The organism is Streptomyces sp. NPDC101165 (genome assembly GCF_044768135.1).
GTDB lineage: Bacteria > Actinomycetota > Actinomycetes > Streptomycetales > Streptomycetaceae > Streptomyces.
On sequence record NZ_JBIWPG010000033.1, the window covers coordinates 73,637 to 89,313 of the forward strand.

The following is a 15,677-nucleotide window of genomic DNA, read 5'->3' on the forward strand; positions in this document are numbered from 1 at the left end:
GAACGCCGTCGCGCTGCGATACTGCCCCGATGATCACCGTGCCTACCGCTGTGCTGGATTCGTTGTACGGGCTCGCGTTCGGTGACGCCTTCGGTGATCGTTGGTTCGGCATCCTGCGCCGGGACGGTCCGGCAGGCCTGGAGGCGCGGACGCTGCCCCCGGAGCCGCTGTGGCGGTGGAGTGACGACACCGCTCAAGCGCTCGTTCTCGTCCGGGAACTCGCCGAGGGCGGCGGTACCGTCGACCAGGACCGCCTCGCCCTACGCTTCGCGGCAGCCTACGCCGACGACACGCACCGCGGCTACGGAGCCTCGATGCATGACGTGCTCCGCCGGATCGGCGCGGGCGAGCCCTGGCAGGAGGTGGTCGCCGGACAGTTCGGCGGCCAAGGCTCCTGGGGCAACGGCGCAGCCATGCGCGCCGCCCCGCTCGGTGCCTGGCACGCCGCCGACCTCGATGTGGTCGCTGAGCAGGCCGCCCGCCAGGGTGCGGTCTCGCACCACCACCCGGAGGCGGTCGCTGCAGCGGTGGCGGTCGCCCTCGCCGCGGCGCTGGCAACCCGCAGCCGGGGCGGGCACACCCCGGCCAGGCCGGACTTCCTTCAGGCAGTCGCGGAACGACTCCCCGACAGCGACGTCCGGTCGGGAGTGCGGGTCGCGGCCCGGATGCCGGAGCACACCTCGGTTCGGCATGCCGCGGAGGTCCTGGGCTCCGGCTACCGGATGTCAGGGCCCGACACTGTCCCGTACGCCCTGTGGTGCGCGGCGGGGCACCTCGACGACCTGCACGAGGGCCTGTGGTTCACGGTCGCCGGGCTCGGCGATATCGACACCACCTGTGCCATCGCGGGCGGGGTGATCGCCGCCCGCACAGGCGTCGATGCCCTCCCTCCTGCCTGGCACGCAGCCTGTGAACCGCTGCCTCCGGTCGTGACGGAGTAGGAACTCCTCTTGCGCACGGGCGGCACCGCCTGGAGGGGTTGCGGCGAGCGGGATGCCGGTGTGCAGCACGGACTCTGGATGCAGCTCTCAGAGGGTGTCGATTCGCCAGGCGAGAGCGCCCGTAGAGCGCTCCGCACCGACAACATCGATTCGGACTGTTCCACTCCCGTTGATCCGCTGCTGGACCACGGACTGGTCGCAAGGAACAGTGGCGTCGGAACCCGAGGTCGTAGGGGCCACAGTCAGACGTGCGCTGCCCCGACCGGCGCACGTCAGGACGAGTCGGTACGTCTTCCCCTTCTTCAGTACCGGGCGAGTATGGATGCCTTCTCCGACACGCTCCGATCCACCCTCCACGAGTACACCTCCTGCCACGCTTGCCACCGCAGATGTCGCCTGCCGCAGCAACGCTCTGTCCGGCGTTGAACTTGACGCAGGAGAGTGGGCGGTGGCTTGCGGAGGGGGCGTGGAGCGCGCGGCGCTGTGCTTGTCGGAATCCTGGCTGCAGGAGGCAAGGAGCAGCACCGATGCGGCTACGGCGACGTATGCCGGAACAGCACGCCAAACGATCGGACGGCTCATGACGACGTCTCCCATTGCTTCCACCCCGTCTCGGACGTCGGCAGGACCGCCTTCCCACTGCCGAGCTCCTTCACCCCGCAAGAGGCGACCCGCTGGTACTTCGCCCGCAGGATCAGGGGCCAGGGAGGCAAGCTGGACGGGACAACACCCGGACCTGCGAGCCTTGTCGTGAATAGGGACACGCGAACGACCTTTGCAGGACCGCCCGGTTGGCGATCAAGACCCTGACGCTATCCACCAGCCATGAGCACATCAATCACAAGCCGGGGATTCTGAGCAGCATTTGAGGGTCTGCGACGGTTGCCGGCTCTCCTGGCCGCATACGTGGAGCACCAGTTGCAGCCCGGACCTGAGACGAGCGTCTACGTGGCATCGTCCTCTCTGAGTCGCTTCACACGGACAGGCTGCCAGACTCTCCCCGAATGCACCGTGGCCGGGAACCGGCTCGCAGCGGATGCGGCAGGAGGATGCAGTGGGGTTGTGCCTGTTCCCGGATGTTGACGACATCGACAGTCCGGACATCTCCTGGTCCTACAGCGGCTTCGCGGCGTTCCGGCGGCGTCTGGCAGAGGCTGAGGGGGTCGACCTCACCGAGATGTGGGGATTCGGCGGAGAGCGCCCCTGGAGCGATGTCTCCACCACCCTCGAACCCCTCCTTGATCACCCCGATGACGCCGGCGAGCTCTCACCAGCCGAGTGCGCTGCGATACTTCCGCGGCTGGAGGAGGTCATCGACGAGTGGCTGAGCGAGGGCGACGCCGCGACCCTCTCACGGCACATCGAGGACGCTCGCCAACTGGTGGTCGTGCTACGGCTGTGCGTCGAGAAGGGCGCCGCGGTCCTGTTCGGCTGATCCGGGCCAAGCCCCTTCCGTCACAGGAGGCTGTGTCGGCTACAGGTCGAAGTCCTCAGCCTGGCGGATCAGTTCCTCAGGAGTGCCCCGCCCAGGTTTCCGGCCCATTGACGACCGGTGGTCCATCTGTCAGTGCCGCAATCACGGCCGATACGACAGCGGTCACCACGAAACTCCCCATCATCACCATCCCCACGCCGACCATGAAGAGGCCGCTGGCGTCGTCCGACCAGTCGTAATAGGCGGCAACCGTCAGGCCGGCCGTGGTGCCGAGCACAGCGCCCGGAATCAGGCGCCGAGATGCCGCCCAGTACACCGGTGCCAGCAGAGTCAGCACCAGCCCGACCACTTGCCACGCCTCGTACGGGCCGGTCGTCGTACCGTCGGGGTGGACGTCACGATGCTGGTCCCAGCCGAGCCAGGCTGCCCACAGTGCCAGCGACACTCCGGCCAACACGGGGATCGACAGCAGCTGGAGAACGGGTTTCGGTTGTCCTTGACTCATGGCCCCAGCGTTCCGGCTCGCTCTGTCAGCGCCCAGAGTTCACGTACTCAGGTTCAGGTGAGTAGTCAGTGCCGCCTGCTCTGTTTGAGCGGACGTCCGGGTGACCGACGGAGACCTGTGAGGTGGTTCGGCCCCTGATATTCGTCATACTCGTTGGATGGACGGGTCAGATGGGTCAGTTGGGTCAGATGGATCAAGGGGTTCCTGGATCAACACCACCCACGATTGGGCCCGCGTCCTGGATCTGGACCACCTTGCGCAGATTCGCCATGCGCCGGGCGAGTTCGCTCCCGGTGGCCCGGGGCATCTCGTCCTTGAGGTCGTCGCCTACGCCGCCGACGAGGCAGCGAGCAGAGCAGGGGGACGATGCGCGATCACTCTGCATCGCGACGGCTCTGTGTCCGTGGCCGATGACGGTCGGGGCACCGACACCCGCGTCGACGAGCACGGCCGGGTCGTGAAGAAGCCGGTCGTGGCCACCAAGGACTTGCGGTTCTTCGACCTTCCGGACGCGGAGAGCCTTCCGGACGGGCACCCGCGTCGTGGCATGTCTGTCGTGGCTGCGCTCAGCGAGTGGTTGATTCACACCAATCGCCGCATCGACGGAGCCTGGACCCAGCGCTATGAGCACGGGGTTCCGGTGACCGACCTGGAACCCCTCCAGGCCGACGGGACGACCGGCACGCTCATCCGGTTCCTGCCGGACACGGCGCTGTGGTCGCAGCGGTTGCCGACCACGGATGACCTGCGGCGTTGGACCTCGCGCTGGTCCGACCTGCAGGTCCGCGTCGACGACCAGCGCGACAGCGGTTCCTCTGCTACTGGCCCAGTCGCAGAGTGAAGTTCAGCCCCTCCTCGGCGAGTTCGGCGAGCCACACGTCCGACCGCTCCGCCGTCTCCGCCGCCCGGTTCAGTCCGGCCGGCAGGCTGCCGTCCAGGATGTGCCGGACGCCCAGGGCCAGGGGGCGGGAGACACAGCGGGCCATGGCCGACTCCTCGGCGGTACCGACGAGGTCGAGGAGGTAGCCGCCCGTCCAGGTGCGGTCCGAGGCGGTCTCGACCTCCAGGGATACGGACAGCACCACGCGGTCGCGGTCCTCGTCCGTCGTCGGGTAGGTCGCCGCCAGCTCGCGGGCCAGGGCGGCGATGCTCGCGTCGTCCCCCGCCTTCAGCTCCTCGAAGACCGGCTCCCACGCCTTCAGCCAGCCGTCCAGGCGCAGGGTGCCCCGTACGAAGGTGCTCGGGGTCCAGGCGGGCGGGAGGCCGTACTGGGCGATGAAGGGGATGCTGTCCCTGTTGGGGTAGGCCTCGAAGGTCTCCCCGGAGAGGAGGTGCGGACGGGTCGCCTCCCAGGGGCGGGCCGCCGTGGTCTCGGTGTCGTTCTCCAGGTAACGGGCGGGTGAGCGGAGGGCGTTGAGGACGCCCAGGGGTGCCCAGCTGAAGCGGTACCGGAAGTCGTTCGGGACCGCCGGGACGCCGCCGCAGTAGGAGGTGAGGCGGTAGGTGGCCGGGGTGTCCGCGCCGATCTCCGTGCGCGCCCTGCCGATGAGGCTGTGCGCGAAGAGGTGGTCGATGCCCGGGTCCAGGCCCGCCTCGGTGAGGACGACCAGGCCCGCCGCCTCCGCTGTCGGCACCTGGTCCAGGACCTCGGGCGAGACATAGCTGGAGCAGGAGAAATGGGCTCGCTCGGCTACACACGTGGACAGGAGTGCGGCGTGCTCCGGCGCGGGCAGCATCGATACGACGACGTCCCCGGGCGCCAATTCGGCCGTGAGCGCGGGGAGCGTGAGGGCGCGGGGCTCGGCTCGGTCGGTCAGGCCCAGGGTGGCCAGGGCGTCGGCCGCGCGTTCCTCGGTGCGGTGCCACAGCCGTACCCGCGCGGCCGTGTCGCAGAGTGCGTCCAGTCCGCTGCCGGTGGACAGGCCCGCACCGACCCAGTGGACGGTGCCGGACGCCGGGACTCGGTCAGTCATGGGGCAACTCCCTTTCGTCGACGATGTCCAGCTCACGGCAGGCCTGGTGGAAGCGGTCGAGGCAGCGTCCCCACGGTCCCGAGGTGCCGAAGTCGAGCAGTGGGGGCAGGAGGGCCGCCGAGAAGTCGGTGCTGGACTCGCGGGGCAGCAGCGAGGGCAGGTTGTCGATGGCGATCAGGGCCAGCGGAGGTTCCTTGCGCAGCTGGCGGACGGGGTCCGTCCAGTCCGTGGTGCGGTCGTAGACGGGCAGGACGTTCAGCGGGGATCCCACGTCGCAGGTGACGTCGCAGAGAGTGCGCAGGCGGCGGGCCGGGTCGTCCAGGTCCGCCTCGCGCAGGAAGGGTGGGACGGGGGTGGTGGCGAGGACGCAGTTCACCATCACGTCGTGGTGCAGCAGGGCCGGGCGGTCGAGGGTGCGGGTCTCGGCGAGGTCCCAGTGGGTCGCGGTGACGCCTGCGGTGTCGAAGGCGGCCGCGGCGCCCCGGCCGCTGCGGCCGAGCGCGCCGATGACGAGTGCCGTGAAGTCCTCGTCTCCGGGGGTCGGTTCGAGGGTGGCGTCCAGATGCTCCTTGGTGGTGGGGTGCAGGGGTGCCACCAGGCGGCCCCGGTGCTGGAGCACGGCGAGCGCGGCGCCCAGGTAGCCCGCCCAGTAGCCGAAGGCGGCCAGCCTGCGGCCCTGGTCGTCCACCAGGTACTCCAGGTCCAGCAGCGCTCCTCCCCCGGCCGCGAACCGGCGCAGCAGCTCCGTCGCCCCCGCCTGCTGCTTGTAGGCGTGCCCGAAGAAGATGTGACGGTGCGGCAACGACGGCGGCTCGTCCGGGAGTTCCTTCAGGCCGAGGATCACGGCATCGCGCGGTGCCGCCGGCCAGGAGCCCGCCGGTGCGCGGTGGCAGCCGGCCGCCTCGTACTCCTCGATGGGGAAGATCCGCTGCGGGGAGTCCTCCACGGTCAGCCGCACCCCGCTCTCGGTCAGGCGGCGGGCGTCGGCGGGGACGATCGGCGTGCGTCGCTCGGTGGTACGGGCCTCGTGGCGCAGCCACAGGTGGAACTCGGTCATACCAGGTTTGCCTCCGGGCGCGGGGCGTCGGCCGCGAACCGGCCGGCGCTCAGGGGGCGGACGTCCAGGAAGGGTACGCGGCCCAGGTACAGGTCGCGGACGATCTCGCCCACGGCGGGTCCCTGCAGGAAACCGTGGCCGGAGAAGCCGGTCGCGTACAGGAAGCGGGACACCGAAGGCGCCTCGCCGATCAGGGCGTTGTGGTCGGGGGTGTTCTCGTACAGGCCCGCCCAGGTGGCGGTGCGTCGCAGGTCGAGCAGGGCGGGGGCGCGGTGCTGCATCGCCTCGTACAGCCGGGGGATCCAGCGGTCGTGGGTGTCGGTGGCGAAACCGGGTTTCTCGTCCGGGTCGGACATGCCGAGCAGCAGGCCTGGGCCCTCGGCGTGGAAGTAGAGGCTGGTGGTGAAGTCGATGGTCATGGGGAGCGTCGGCGGGAGCCCGGGGACGGGTTCGGTGACCGCGATCTGGCGGCGCAGCGGCTGCACCGGCAGGTCCACGCCCACCATCGCGCCCACCGCCCTGGACCAGGCGCCGGCCGTGCAGATCACCGTGTCGGTGGCGATGCGGCCGAGGGTGGTGCTGACGGCGGTGATGGTGTCGCCGTGCAGTTCGATGCCGGTCAGTTCGGTGTGGCGCAGGATGCGGACGCCGTGGGCACGGGCGGCGGCCGCGTAGCCGTGGACGACGGCCTCGGGGGTGCAGTGGCCGTCGTCCGGGGAGTAGGCGGCGGCCAGGAGTCCGTCGGTGGTGATCAGCGGGGAGAGGCGGCGGGCCTCCTGCGGGGTGAGCATCCGGCTGGGCACCCCGAGGGAGTTCTGCAGCCGCACCCCCGCCTCGAAGGAGGCGACCTCCTCGGGCGTGGACAGCAGGAACAGATAGCCGACCCGGTGCAGCCCGATGTCCTGCCCCATCTCCTCCGGGAACCTGCCGAAGGCCTCCAGGCTGCGCGCGCCCAGCTGGATGTTCAGCTCGTCGGAGAACTGCGCCCGTACTCCGCCCGCCGCCTTGGAGGTGGAGCCGGCGGCCAGTTCGTCGCGTTCGACCAGGACGACGTCACGCACTCCGGCGCGCGCCAGGTGGTAGGCGATGCTCGTGCCCATCACCCCGCCGCCGACGATGACCACCCGGGCCTGAAGGTTCACTCGGCTGCCTCCTTCGCGGCGCGGATCACGGCCCAGGCCGCCGCGGCGTCCTGGATGCCGAGTCCGGTGCTGTTGTAGTAGACGATGTCCTGCGGTGCGGCACGGGCGCCGCGGCGTCCGGTGAGCACCTCGCCCAGCGGGATCAGGGCGTCGGGGGTGAGCAGTCCGTCGCGCAGGGCGTCCACGACCGGCCCGGCGTGTCCGGCCGCGGTACCAGCGTCGTCCACGACGACGGCCGCGGCACGTCGTACGACGTCGGCGTCGACCTCGTGGCGGGTGGGCTCGAAGGAGCCGACGCTGACCACCGTGCAGCCCGGGGCCAGCCATGCGCCGCGCACCACGGGCGTCGCGCTGAGCGTGCAGGCGGCGACCACCCCGGCGCCGGTCACCGCTTCCTCGGCGCTGTCCACCGCCCGGACGGGGACGCCGAGTCCGGTGGCGAGGGCGTCCGCGGCGGCGGTGCGGCGGCTCGGGGTCGGGCTCCACAGCCGTACCGCCGTCACCTCCCGGACCCGGGCGATCATGCGGGCGTGGGCGAGGGCCTGGGTGCCGGAGCCGAGCAGCGCCAGCTCCGTGCGGCCGGGCACGGCGAGCGCGTCCACGGCCACGGCGCTGCCCGCGGCCGTCCGCAGCGTGGTCACCGCCGTACCGTCCAGGACGGCCGCGAGCCGCCCGGTGTCGGGGTCGAGGGCGGTGACGACCGCGTGCACGGTGGGCAGCCCGGCGGCCGCGTTGCCCGGGTTGACGCTGCCGAACTTCGCCACCGCCCCGGTGTCCTTGGACAGCCGGGAGACGTAGGCGAAGACCACGCTGTCGTCGAAGCGGCTCGGCTGCATGATCTTGCCGGGCAGGTCGGCCTCGCCCGTGCCGAGCGCGGTGAAGGCCGCCCGCTGCGAGGCGATCGCCGCGTCCGCGCCGAGCAGCCGGGTCACCTCGGCCGCGGAGAGGAAGAGGACGTCGTCGGTCATCCCCTGATCCTGTCCGGACGGCCGCCCGCCGAATCAGGAGCCGTGGGCGACCGCGTCCAGATGGGGCAGGTGGTGGTCCAGCCGCTCCCGCTTCGTCCGCAGATACGTGATGTTGCTCTCGCACGGTTCGATCAGCAGCGGCACCTGCTCGGCGACCTGGATGCCGTGCCGCACCAGCGCCTCCCGCTTGCGCGGGTTGTTGGACATCAGCCGCACCGAGCGCACCCCGAGGTCGTGCAGGATCTGCGCGGCGACGCCGTAGTCGCGGGCGTCGACCGGCAGCCCGAGCGCCAGGTTCGCCTCGACCGTGTCCAGGCCCTCCGCCTGCAGGGCCATCGCGCGCAGCTTCGCCAGCAGACCGATGCCACGGCCCTCGTGGCCCCTCAAGTACACGACGACACCGCTGCCTTCGGCGACCACCGCGCGCATCGCCGCGGCCAGCTGGTCCCCGCACTCGCAGTGCTGGGAACCGAACGCGTCACCGGTCAGGCACTCCGAGTGCAGCCGGACGAGAACGTTGTCGGCGCCGATCTCGCCGTACACCAGGGCGACTTGTTCGTCACCGCGGTCGTGGTCCAGGTAGCCGATCGCCTGGAATTTCCCGTACACGGTGGGCAGCGGGGCATTCACAATGCGTTCCGCGCCCGAACGTCGCGGGGACTTCTTGCCGAGGATGCCGATGTTTTCTGTCATGATCTGATTCCTAAGCAGAGACGAAAGGCCGGGAAAAGATGAGTGGTTCGGGCGCGCGTTCGGCGGCATACGGGGTGGTGCCGGCAGACACCACGGAAGACGTACGGATGCGGGGGGCGGGCGTTTCAACTCAGGTCGCCGTCCTTCCCGTCGGCAGCTTCGAACAGCATGGCCCCTTCCTGCCGCTGGCGACCGACACGCTGATCGCCTGTACCGTGGCACGGGAGATCGCCGCCGCGTACCCGGTGCACCTCCTCCCTCCGGTGACGGTCTCCTGCTCGCACGAGCACGCGGCCTGGCCGGGAACCGTCAGCATCTCCGCCGTGACCCTCCATGCGGTGATCCGGGACATCGCGGCGTCGCTGCGCCGCTCCGGTGTCGACGCGCTCGTCGTGGTCAACGGGCACGGCGGCAACTATGTGCTGGGCAACGTCGTTCAGGAAGCCTCCGCGCACGGCGAGAAGATGGGACTGTTCCCGGCCGCCGAGGACTGGGAGGTGGCGCGGGAGGCGGCGGGGGTGCGCACCTCGCTGCTCACCGACATGCACGCAGGGGAAATCGAGACCTCCATTCTGCTGCACGCTCATCCCGAATTCGTCCGTCCTGGATACGAGTCCGCCGATTTCACCGCGGACGACCGTCGTCATCTGCTCACCGTGGGAATGTCCGCCTATACCGAGTCGGGCGTCATCGGCCGTCCTTCCCTGGGTTCGGCGGAAAAGGGGAAGGAACTGCTGGCGCGCCTCACGGAATCGTTCGGCGCGATTTTCGCGCTGCTCACGTCCGCCGACGGCTCCGAGGACGTACGGGGGTAGCCGCGCAGCCCGGTGTACCAGCGGGCGACGAGGACGACGGCGCCGGGCAGGCTCGCCACGAAGCTGAGCACGCCGTACACGACCGCGACGGCCACTCCGCTGCTCGCGCCGAGCCCGGCGGCGCCGAACGCCCAGGCGGTGACGCCCTCGCGGGGGCCGAAACCGCCGACGTTCAGCGGCAGGCCCATGGCGACCAGGGCGAGGACCGCGAGCGGGAGCAGCACCGCCACGGAGGCGGTGGAGCCGGCGACCCGGGCCGAAACGACGAACATCGCCACGTGCCCGGCCAGAATGATCGCCGAGGACAGGGCTACACCGGGCCCGGCCTGACGGGACAACAGCCCCTCCCGCGCCTCGCCGAGGCCCCTGCGCAGGGCGCCGCCGCGGCGGGAGGCCCCGCGGTTCATCCGTACGGCGAGGAGCACGGCGAGCGCGCCCCCCGCGGCGAGGGCCGTCGGTGCGGCGAAGGTGCGGACGTCGTCCCGGACGGGCGACGGCAGGGTCAGCAGCACCGCCGCACCGAACACGGTCAGCGCGACCTGTCCGGCGACCCGCTCCAGGACCACCGCCTTCACCCCGCGCCGCAGGTCCCCGGCGCTCTGCCCGTGCCGGACGGCCCGGTGCACGTCGCCGAGGACCCCGCCGGGCAGGGCCGCGTTCAGGAACAGCGCCCGGTAGTAGTCGGCCACCGCGGGGCCGAAGGGCAGCCGGATGCGCAGCCCCTTGGCCACCAACTGCCAGCGCCACGCGCTGAACACGGTGGTGACCACGCCGATGCCCAGCGCGACCAGCAGCGTCACCGTGTCGATCCGCCGCAGCCCGTCGAGCAGCACACCGGTACCCAGCCGCCACAGGAGGGCACCGAGGATGGCCACGCCGGCGACGGTGCCGAAGTGGGTGCGCAGGGCGCGGGAGTTGAAGCGGCGGGCGGGGCGCTCCTCGGGCTGGGGGGCGCCGTGCCCCTCGGGCTTGGAGGCGGGGGGCTCCGCGGGCTCGGAGGCGGGGAGCTCCGCGGCCTCGGGGGCGATGCGCCCCTCGGGCTCGGACACCGTGCGCCGCGTGGGCTCGGAAGCAGTACGCCCTTCGGGCACGGGGGCGGTACGCCCCTCGGGCACAGAGGCGGTACGCCCCGCAGGCTCGGAGACGACGCACTCCTCGGACACGGAGGCAGAGCGCCGCTCGGGCACGGAGGCGATGTGCCCGGCAAGCCCGGAGGCGGTACGCCCCGCAGGCTCGTGGACGACGCACTCCTCGGACACAGAGACGGCGCGCCGCTCGGGCACGGAGGCAGTGCGCCCCTCTGCCTCGGAGGTAATGCGCCCCGCAGGCACGGAGGCAGAGCGCCCCTCGGCACCCGAGGCGACGCGCCCCGCGAGCCCGGAGGCGTCTGCATGCGTCGCCTCGCCGGGAGGCGGCTCCAGCAGTGCCGTCACCGCCTCCGGGGCCGACACCGCGCCCGCCTGCCCGCTCATGACTCCCCTCCCGCCGGGCGCGGCAGTGCCAGCAGGTCGCTGTGGTGGAGCACCACCTGCAACTCACCGGCCTCGCAGGCGGCCAGGCGTTCGCGCAGGTAGCGCTCGGCGGGCTCGCGCAGTTCGGGCCGCTGTTCGACGGCCGCGCCCACCCAGCCCCGCAGCCACTGGGCAGTCAGCGCGGACTCCTCGGGGCCGAGCCGCCACGGGCTCGGATGCACCCGTACCGTCGCCCCCCGCTCGGAGAACGCCTCGCAGGCCACCGTGACCGAGTCCGGACCGAGCAGGCCGGTACGGCGCTGGTGGGCGTTGAACGCCTCGGCGATCTCGGCGTCCAGCGGGTCGGACGGGGTGAGTTCGACGCGTCCGGCGACGGACAGCGTGAGCAGCGCCGGGCAGCCCGCTCCGACGCAGGCGGCGGCGAGGGCTTCGATCTCCTCGCGGGTGAGGACGTCCAGCAGGGCCGAGGCCGTCACCAGGGAGGCCCCGGTCAGCGCGTCCGGGGTGAGCCGGGCGACGTCGCCGCGCCGTGTCTCGACCGAGACCCGGCTGCCGTCGGCGGCGGAGCGCGGGGAGGCCACGGCGGCGAAGTGCAGCAGGTACGGGTCGCGGTCGTGCAGGACCCAGTGCTGGGCGCCGTCGAGGCGGGGTGCGAGCCAGCGGCCCATCGAGCCGGTGCCGCAGCCCAGGTCGTGCACGACGAGACCGCCGGTGCGGCTCGGCAGGTCGGCCAGCCGGATCCGCAGCGGGTCCAGCAGGTCCTCCGCCCGGGCGGCGGCGTCGGCCGGTTCCCGCAACTGCAGCCACTCGGGCGCGTAGCGGGCCTGCTCCTCTTCCCCGCCTTCCCGCAGTCGTACGGTGGCCCGCTCGCCGGGGCCGGCGACGGGCCCGGCGCCGGCGATCACGCCGGACGAGTCGTCGTTCCGGGGAGCCGTGTCCGGCACCCGCTCCTCGCTCGGCCCGGGCTGGGCCGGGATCCCTCCGGTCACGGTCCTGGTGTCGCTCATGCCGCCCTCCTCGGTGCCTCGGGCAGCCGGCCGAGAACGCCGGCCAGGCTGCGCGCGGTGGTCGCCCAGCCGTCCAGGGCCGCGCGGCGGCTGCGGGCGGCGGCCTTCAGACGGCGGCGTACGTCGGGTTCGCCGAACCAGCCGCGCAGTTCGGCGGCGAGTGCGGCCGGGTCCTCCGGCGGGACGAGGATGCCGGGGACGCCGCCGTCGGGTGCGCGGCCGACGGCCTCGGGGACACCGCCGACGTCGGTCGCCAGCACCGGGATGCCGCGGGCGAGAGCCTCGGTGATCGCCATGCCGTACGTCTCGGCGTACGAGGTGAGGACCATCAGGTCGGCCGCCGCGTAGGCGGCGTCGAGTGCGGCGCCGGCCTGTGGCCCGGCGAGCCGCAGCCGGTCCTGGAGGCCGTGCCGCCGGATCAGCTCGCGCAGATGGGCGACGTACTCCGGGTCGTTGGTCAGCCCGCCGACGCAGACGCAGTTCCACGGCAGCTCGGTCACCGTGGCCAGCGCCTCCACCAGCCGGTGCTGGCCCTTGCGCGGGGTGACGGCGGCGACGCACACCAGCTGGGAGACGCCGTCGGTGCCGGGCGCGAGGGGCGCGATGTCGGCGCCGGGGGCGGCGACGTGCACCCGCTCGGGGGCGAGGCCGTGGTGGGAGACGAGGCGGCGGACGGCCCAGTCGCTGGTGGCGATGACCGCGGGCACCGCCCGCAGCACCTGCCGCTCGCGGGCGTCGAGGTCGGCGGCCACGGCCGCATCCAGGCCGGTCTCGTCGCCGAGCGGCAGGTGCACCAGCACGGCGAGCCGCAGCCGTTCGGCCTCCGGAATGACGACCTCGGGGACGCCGCAGGCGACCAGGCCGTCGAGGAGGACGACGGTGTCGTCGGGCAGGTCCCGCAGGACGCGGGCGAGGACGTCACGGTCGGACCGGCCGGGGCGCGGCCAGCTGCCGGGCACGGAGTGCCGCACGGCCTGCCAGCCGAAGCCGGGCAGGTCCAGGCAGACCCGCCGGTCGTAGGCGTTGCCGCCGCTCGGCGCGGCCGGGTCGTCGACACCACCCGGCATGACGAAGTGCACGGTGCGCAGGGACATGGGGATGATCCCGACGTTCTCGGAAGGGGCGGGCTGCTGGGGCACGTAGGCGAGCCGCGCCTTCGCCACGGTCGTCTCGGTCACAGACCACGCTCGTAACTCGCCCAGGCGATGTGCGACTCGTGCAGGGTGACGGTGATGTTCTTGAGGCCCTTGGCGCCTTCGCCCAGTGCGCCCTTGTGGATGCGCTCGGCGAGCCGGTCGGCGATGACCTTGGCCAGGAACTCCGTGGAGGTGTTGATCCCGGCGAACTCGGGCTCGTCGTCGAGGTTGCGGTAGTTCAGCTCGGCGACGACGGCGCCCAGTTCCTGCGTGGCCAGGCCGATGTCCACGACGATGTTGTCCTCGTCCAGCTGTTCACGGCGGAAGGTGGCGTCCACGAGGAACGTGGCGCCGTGCAGTCGCTGCGCGGGACCGAACACCTCGCCGCGGAAGCTGTGGGCGATCATGATGTGATCGCGGACGGTGATGCTGAACAACGGACGACCCTCCAGGTGCGGCGCGTCTGGTGCCCCTCGCGGTTGCCTGCGAGGGGATGCCGTGTAGTACGGCTCTTCGCTTCCCCGTGTTCAGCCTCCCCTCACTCTTTTCTCAGGTCAGGCCGTTGCCGGTGTAGTTGATGCGGTGGCACAGGGCGGGGATCTCGCCGGCGGCGAGCTTCGGCATCAGTTCCGGCAGCTCCTCGAAGGCGCTTTCGCCGGTGACGAGGGCGTCCAGGGCCGGGTCGGCGAGCAGGTCGAGGGCGAGCGCCATCCGTTCGGCGTAGCCGCGTCCGGCGCGTGCGGCCGGGGAGACGGTGCCGACCTGGCTGCTGCGCACCGTGAGCCGGCGCGAGTGGAAGGCCTCGCCGAGCGGCAGGGCGACGCGCCGGTCGCCGTACCAGCTCAGCTCGACGACCGTGCCCTCGGCGGCGAGGAGTTCGAGGGAGCGGGTGAGGCCCTGTTCGGTGGCGCTGGCGTGGACGACGAGGTCGCAGTCGCCGAGGGCGTCGCCGGGTGCGGCGAAGTCCACACCGAGGGCCTCGGCGGTCTTCGCGCGGGCCGGGTCGGCGTCGACCAGCTGGAGCCGTACGCCGGGGAAGCGGGCCAGCAGCGCGGCCACCGAGCAGCCGACCATGCCGCCGCCGACCACCGCGATCCGGTCGCCGATCTGGGGCGCCGCGTCCCAGACGGCGTTCACCGCGGTCTCCACGGTCCCCGCGAGCACGGCCCGCTCGGCGGGCACCTCCTCGGGTACGACGGTGACGGCGCTCACCGGAACGACGTAACGGCTCTGATGCGGATACAGGCAGAACACCGAGCGCCCGACGAGCTCCCGCGGCCCCGCCTCGACGACGCCCACGTTCAGGTAGCCGTACTTCACCGGCCCGGGGAAGTCGCCTTCCTGGAACGGCGCCCGCATCACCGCGTGTTGGGACTCGGGCACCCCGCCGCGGAAGACCAGGGTCTCCGTGCCGCGGCTGACTCCGGAGTACAGCGTGCGGACCAGTACCTCGCCCTCGGCCGGCTCCGTGAGGGTGACGTCACGGATCTCGCCGTGCCCCGGCGAGCGGAGCCAGAACGCGCGGGCCGAGTGGTTCATCGGCATCCTCCTGAACGATAGGGAAGTTGTTCACGTACCGAGAAGTGCACAGGCCGCGCACAGTACGCGGCGTTGATCGACTCTGTCACTCGGCCGGAGGAATGCGCGGTGGCCCTGAACAACACGTTTGACGCAAGGCTTCAGCAGGAGACCGCTGTGGGAGCGGGCGTCCAGATCCTGCTGCTGGCCCTGCTCGGCACGGCGATCGGCATGGGGCCGGCCGGCTGGCTGACCGGGCTCACCTTCGCGTTCGCCACCTGGGCGGTCCTCTCCCGCGCCCTGCACCGCTCCCGGCTCAGCTCCTTCGGTCCCGCCAACCGGGTCACCCTCGGCCGGGCCACCCTGGTCGGCGGGGTGACCGCGCTGGTCGCGGACTCCTTCGAGAGTTCGCCGCCGGTCACGCTGCTGGTCGGTCTGACCGCGGTCGCGCTCATCCTGGACGGCGTGGACGGCAAGGTGGCCCGCCGCACCGGCACCTCCAGCGCGCTCGGCGCCCGCTTCGACATGGAGGTGGACGCGTTCCTGATCCTGGTGCTGAGTGTGTACGTGTCGATGCAGTTCGGCCCGTGGGTGCTGCTGATCGGCGGCATGCGCTACGGGTTCGTCGCCGCGGCCCGTGTCGCCCCCTGGCTGAACGCCCCGCTGCCGCCGTCCTTCGCACGCAAGACGGTCGCCGCGCTCCAGGGCATCTGCCTGCTGCTGGCGGGCGCCGAGCTGCTGCCGCGGGCGGCCAACCTGGCGGTTGTGCTGCTGGCCCTGGGCTCGCTGGTGTGGTCGTTCGGCCGGGATGTGCTGTGGCTGTGGCGGAACTCGCGTACGACGGTCGCTGAGGTGCCGGCGGAGCACAGGGTGCTGGAGCTGGCAGGGCGCTGAGGGCGTACGCAGAAGGGCCCGGACCGCTCCTTGAGTTCTAGCGGTCGTCGCAACATCCCAGTTCAAGGGGTGCGATGGACTTCGAGGTCCGAGGAGACCGGAAGCCGCAGGGAGCCAGGAA

At 71.9% G+C, this 15,677-nt stretch carries 15 protein-coding genes and 1 pseudogene; 5 read left to right on the top strand and 11 right to left on the bottom strand.

Features of this window, described 5'->3' with window-relative positions:
• The first annotated feature begins 29 nt into the window (after positions 1–29).
• A complete protein-coding gene (locus tag ACIRVH_RS43485; protein WP_403965686.1) occupies positions 30–941 on the top strand; it encodes an ADP-ribosylglycohydrolase family protein in 912 nt (303 codons plus the stop codon).
• A 1,054-nt stretch (positions 942–1,995) separates the two neighbouring features.
• Entirely contained in the window at positions 1,996–2,376 is a 381-nt protein-coding gene (locus ACIRVH_RS43490; protein ID WP_403965688.1) for a hypothetical protein, read from the top strand.
• A 76-nt stretch (positions 2,377–2,452) separates the two neighbouring features.
• On the opposite strand, the gene ACIRVH_RS43495 is transcribed toward ACIRVH_RS43490, so the two are convergent.
• Positions 2,453–2,881 carry a hypothetical protein gene (locus tag ACIRVH_RS43495; protein WP_403965689.1) on the bottom strand — a complete coding sequence of 143 codons (429 nt, stop codon included), beginning with the start codon at positions 2,879–2,881 and terminating at the stop codon, positions 2,453–2,455.
• A 403-nt stretch (positions 2,882–3,284) separates the two neighbouring features.
• Here ACIRVH_RS43495 and ACIRVH_RS43500 point away from each other — a divergent pair, with 403 nt between their 5' ends.
• A complete protein-coding gene (locus tag ACIRVH_RS43500) occupies positions 3,285–3,722 on the top strand; it encodes a hypothetical protein (protein WP_403965691.1) in 438 nt (145 codons plus the stop codon).
• Here ACIRVH_RS43500 and ACIRVH_RS43505 read toward each other — a convergent pair.
• The 5 genes from ACIRVH_RS43505 to ribA are packed head-to-tail and all read right to left on the bottom strand — an operon-like array spanning position 3,700 to position 8,714.
• Complete coding sequence (locus ACIRVH_RS43505) at positions 3,700–4,854, bottom strand: saccharopine dehydrogenase family protein (protein ID WP_403965693.1); 1,155 nt, start codon at positions 4,852–4,854, stop codon at positions 3,700–3,702. The genes ACIRVH_RS43500 and ACIRVH_RS43505 overlap by 23 nt on opposite strands.
• On the bottom strand, positions 4,847–5,911 hold the full coding sequence (locus ACIRVH_RS43510) for a saccharopine dehydrogenase (protein ID WP_403965695.1): 1,065 nt from the start codon (positions 5,909–5,911) through the stop codon (positions 4,847–4,849). Before ACIRVH_RS43510 ends, ACIRVH_RS43505 begins: the two co-directional genes overlap by 8 nt.
• Positions 5,908–7,053: an NAD(P)/FAD-dependent oxidoreductase gene (locus tag ACIRVH_RS43515; RefSeq protein ID WP_403965697.1), complete on the bottom strand. Its 1,146-nt coding sequence runs from the start codon at positions 7,051–7,053 to the stop codon at positions 5,908–5,910. Before ACIRVH_RS43515 ends, ACIRVH_RS43510 begins: the two co-directional genes overlap by 4 nt.
• The gene (locus ACIRVH_RS43520) at positions 7,050–8,021 is read right to left on the bottom strand and encodes an ornithine cyclodeaminase family protein (protein ID WP_403965699.1); all 972 of its coding nucleotides are present in this window, start codon (positions 8,019–8,021) and stop codon (positions 7,050–7,052) included. Before ACIRVH_RS43520 ends, ACIRVH_RS43515 begins: the two co-directional genes overlap by 4 nt.
• A 33-nt stretch (positions 8,022–8,054) precedes the next feature.
• Positions 8,055–8,714, bottom strand: coding sequence for a GTP cyclohydrolase II (ribA, locus tag ACIRVH_RS43525; protein ID WP_403965701.1), 660 nt, complete (start codon positions 8,712–8,714; stop codon positions 8,055–8,057).
• A 38-nt stretch (positions 8,715–8,752) separates the two neighbouring features.
• On the opposite strand from ribA, the gene ACIRVH_RS43530 reads away from it, so the two are divergent.
• A complete protein-coding gene (locus ACIRVH_RS43530; protein ID WP_403965704.1) occupies positions 8,753–9,529 on the top strand; it encodes a creatininase family protein in 777 nt (258 codons plus the stop codon).
• Positions 9,530–9,582: 53 nt separating this feature from the next.
• Here the strand turns inward: ACIRVH_RS43530 and ACIRVH_RS43535 are convergent.
• The 5 genes and pseudogenes from ACIRVH_RS43535 to ACIRVH_RS43555 all read right to left on the bottom strand — a co-directional run.
• Positions 9,583–11,001, bottom strand: a pseudogene (locus ACIRVH_RS43535) (lysylphosphatidylglycerol synthase domain-containing protein); the annotation flags it as partial.
• Positions 10,998–12,008: a class I SAM-dependent methyltransferase gene (locus tag ACIRVH_RS43540; protein ID WP_403965706.1), complete on the bottom strand. Its 1,011-nt coding sequence runs from the start codon at positions 12,006–12,008 to the stop codon at positions 10,998–11,000. The pseudogene ACIRVH_RS43535 and the gene ACIRVH_RS43540, both read right to left, overlap by 4 nt.
• The gene (locus ACIRVH_RS43545) at positions 12,005–13,186 is read right to left on the bottom strand and encodes a glycosyltransferase family 4 protein (protein ID WP_403965708.1); all 1,182 of its coding nucleotides are present in this window, start codon (positions 13,184–13,186) and stop codon (positions 12,005–12,007) included. Before ACIRVH_RS43545 ends, ACIRVH_RS43540 begins: the two co-directional genes overlap by 4 nt.
• Positions 13,183–13,581 (bottom strand): 6-pyruvoyl trahydropterin synthase family protein, encoded by a 399-nt coding sequence (locus tag ACIRVH_RS43550; RefSeq protein WP_403965710.1) that lies wholly within the window; start codon positions 13,579–13,581, stop codon positions 13,183–13,185. Before ACIRVH_RS43550 ends, ACIRVH_RS43545 begins: the two co-directional genes overlap by 4 nt.
• A 112-nt stretch (positions 13,582–13,693) precedes the next feature.
• Positions 13,694–14,683, bottom strand: a complete 990-nt coding sequence (locus ACIRVH_RS43555; protein WP_403965711.1) for a zinc-binding alcohol dehydrogenase — start codon at positions 14,681–14,683, stop codon at positions 13,694–13,696.
• 108 nt (positions 14,684–14,791) lie between these two features.
• On the opposite strand from ACIRVH_RS43555, the gene ACIRVH_RS43560 reads away from it, so the two are divergent.
• Entirely contained in the window at positions 14,792–15,556 is a 765-nt protein-coding gene (locus ACIRVH_RS43560; protein ID WP_403965713.1) for a CDP-alcohol phosphatidyltransferase family protein, read from the top strand.
• The last annotated feature ends 121 nt before the right edge of the window (positions 15,557–15,677 follow it).

What these genes read in the sequence shown, in the direction of transcription:
- ACIRVH_RS43485 (WP_403965686.1), top strand. Translation starts at nt 30, where the DNA reads ATGATCACCGTGCCTACCGCTGTGCTGGATTCGTTGTACGGGCTCGCG.
- ACIRVH_RS43495 (WP_403965689.1), bottom strand. Translation starts at nt 2,881, where the DNA reads ATGAGTCAAGGACAACCGAAACCCGTTCTCCAGCTGCTGTCGATCCCC.
- ACIRVH_RS43505 (WP_403965693.1), bottom strand. Translation starts at nt 4,854, where the DNA reads ATGACTGACCGAGTCCCGGCGTCCGGCACCGTCCACTGGGTCGGTGCG.
- ACIRVH_RS43510 (WP_403965695.1), bottom strand. Translation starts at nt 5,911, where the DNA reads ATGACCGAGTTCCACCTGTGGCTGCGCCACGAGGCCCGTACCACCGAG.
- ACIRVH_RS43520 (WP_403965699.1), bottom strand. Translation starts at nt 8,021, where the DNA reads ATGACCGACGACGTCCTCTTCCTCTCCGCGGCCGAGGTGACCCGGCTG.
- ribA (WP_403965701.1), bottom strand. Translation starts at nt 8,714, where the DNA reads ATGACAGAAAACATCGGCATCCTCGGCAAGAAGTCCCCGCGACGTTCG.
- ACIRVH_RS43530 (WP_403965704.1), top strand. Translation starts at nt 8,753, where the DNA reads ATGAGTGGTTCGGGCGCGCGTTCGGCGGCATACGGGGTGGTGCCGGCA.
- ACIRVH_RS43540 (WP_403965706.1), bottom strand. Translation starts at nt 12,008, where the DNA reads ATGAGCGACACCAGGACCGTGACCGGAGGGATCCCGGCCCAGCCCGGG.
- ACIRVH_RS43555 (WP_403965711.1), bottom strand. Translation starts at nt 14,683, where the DNA reads ATGAACCACTCGGCCCGCGCGTTCTGGCTCCGCTCGCCGGGGCACGGC.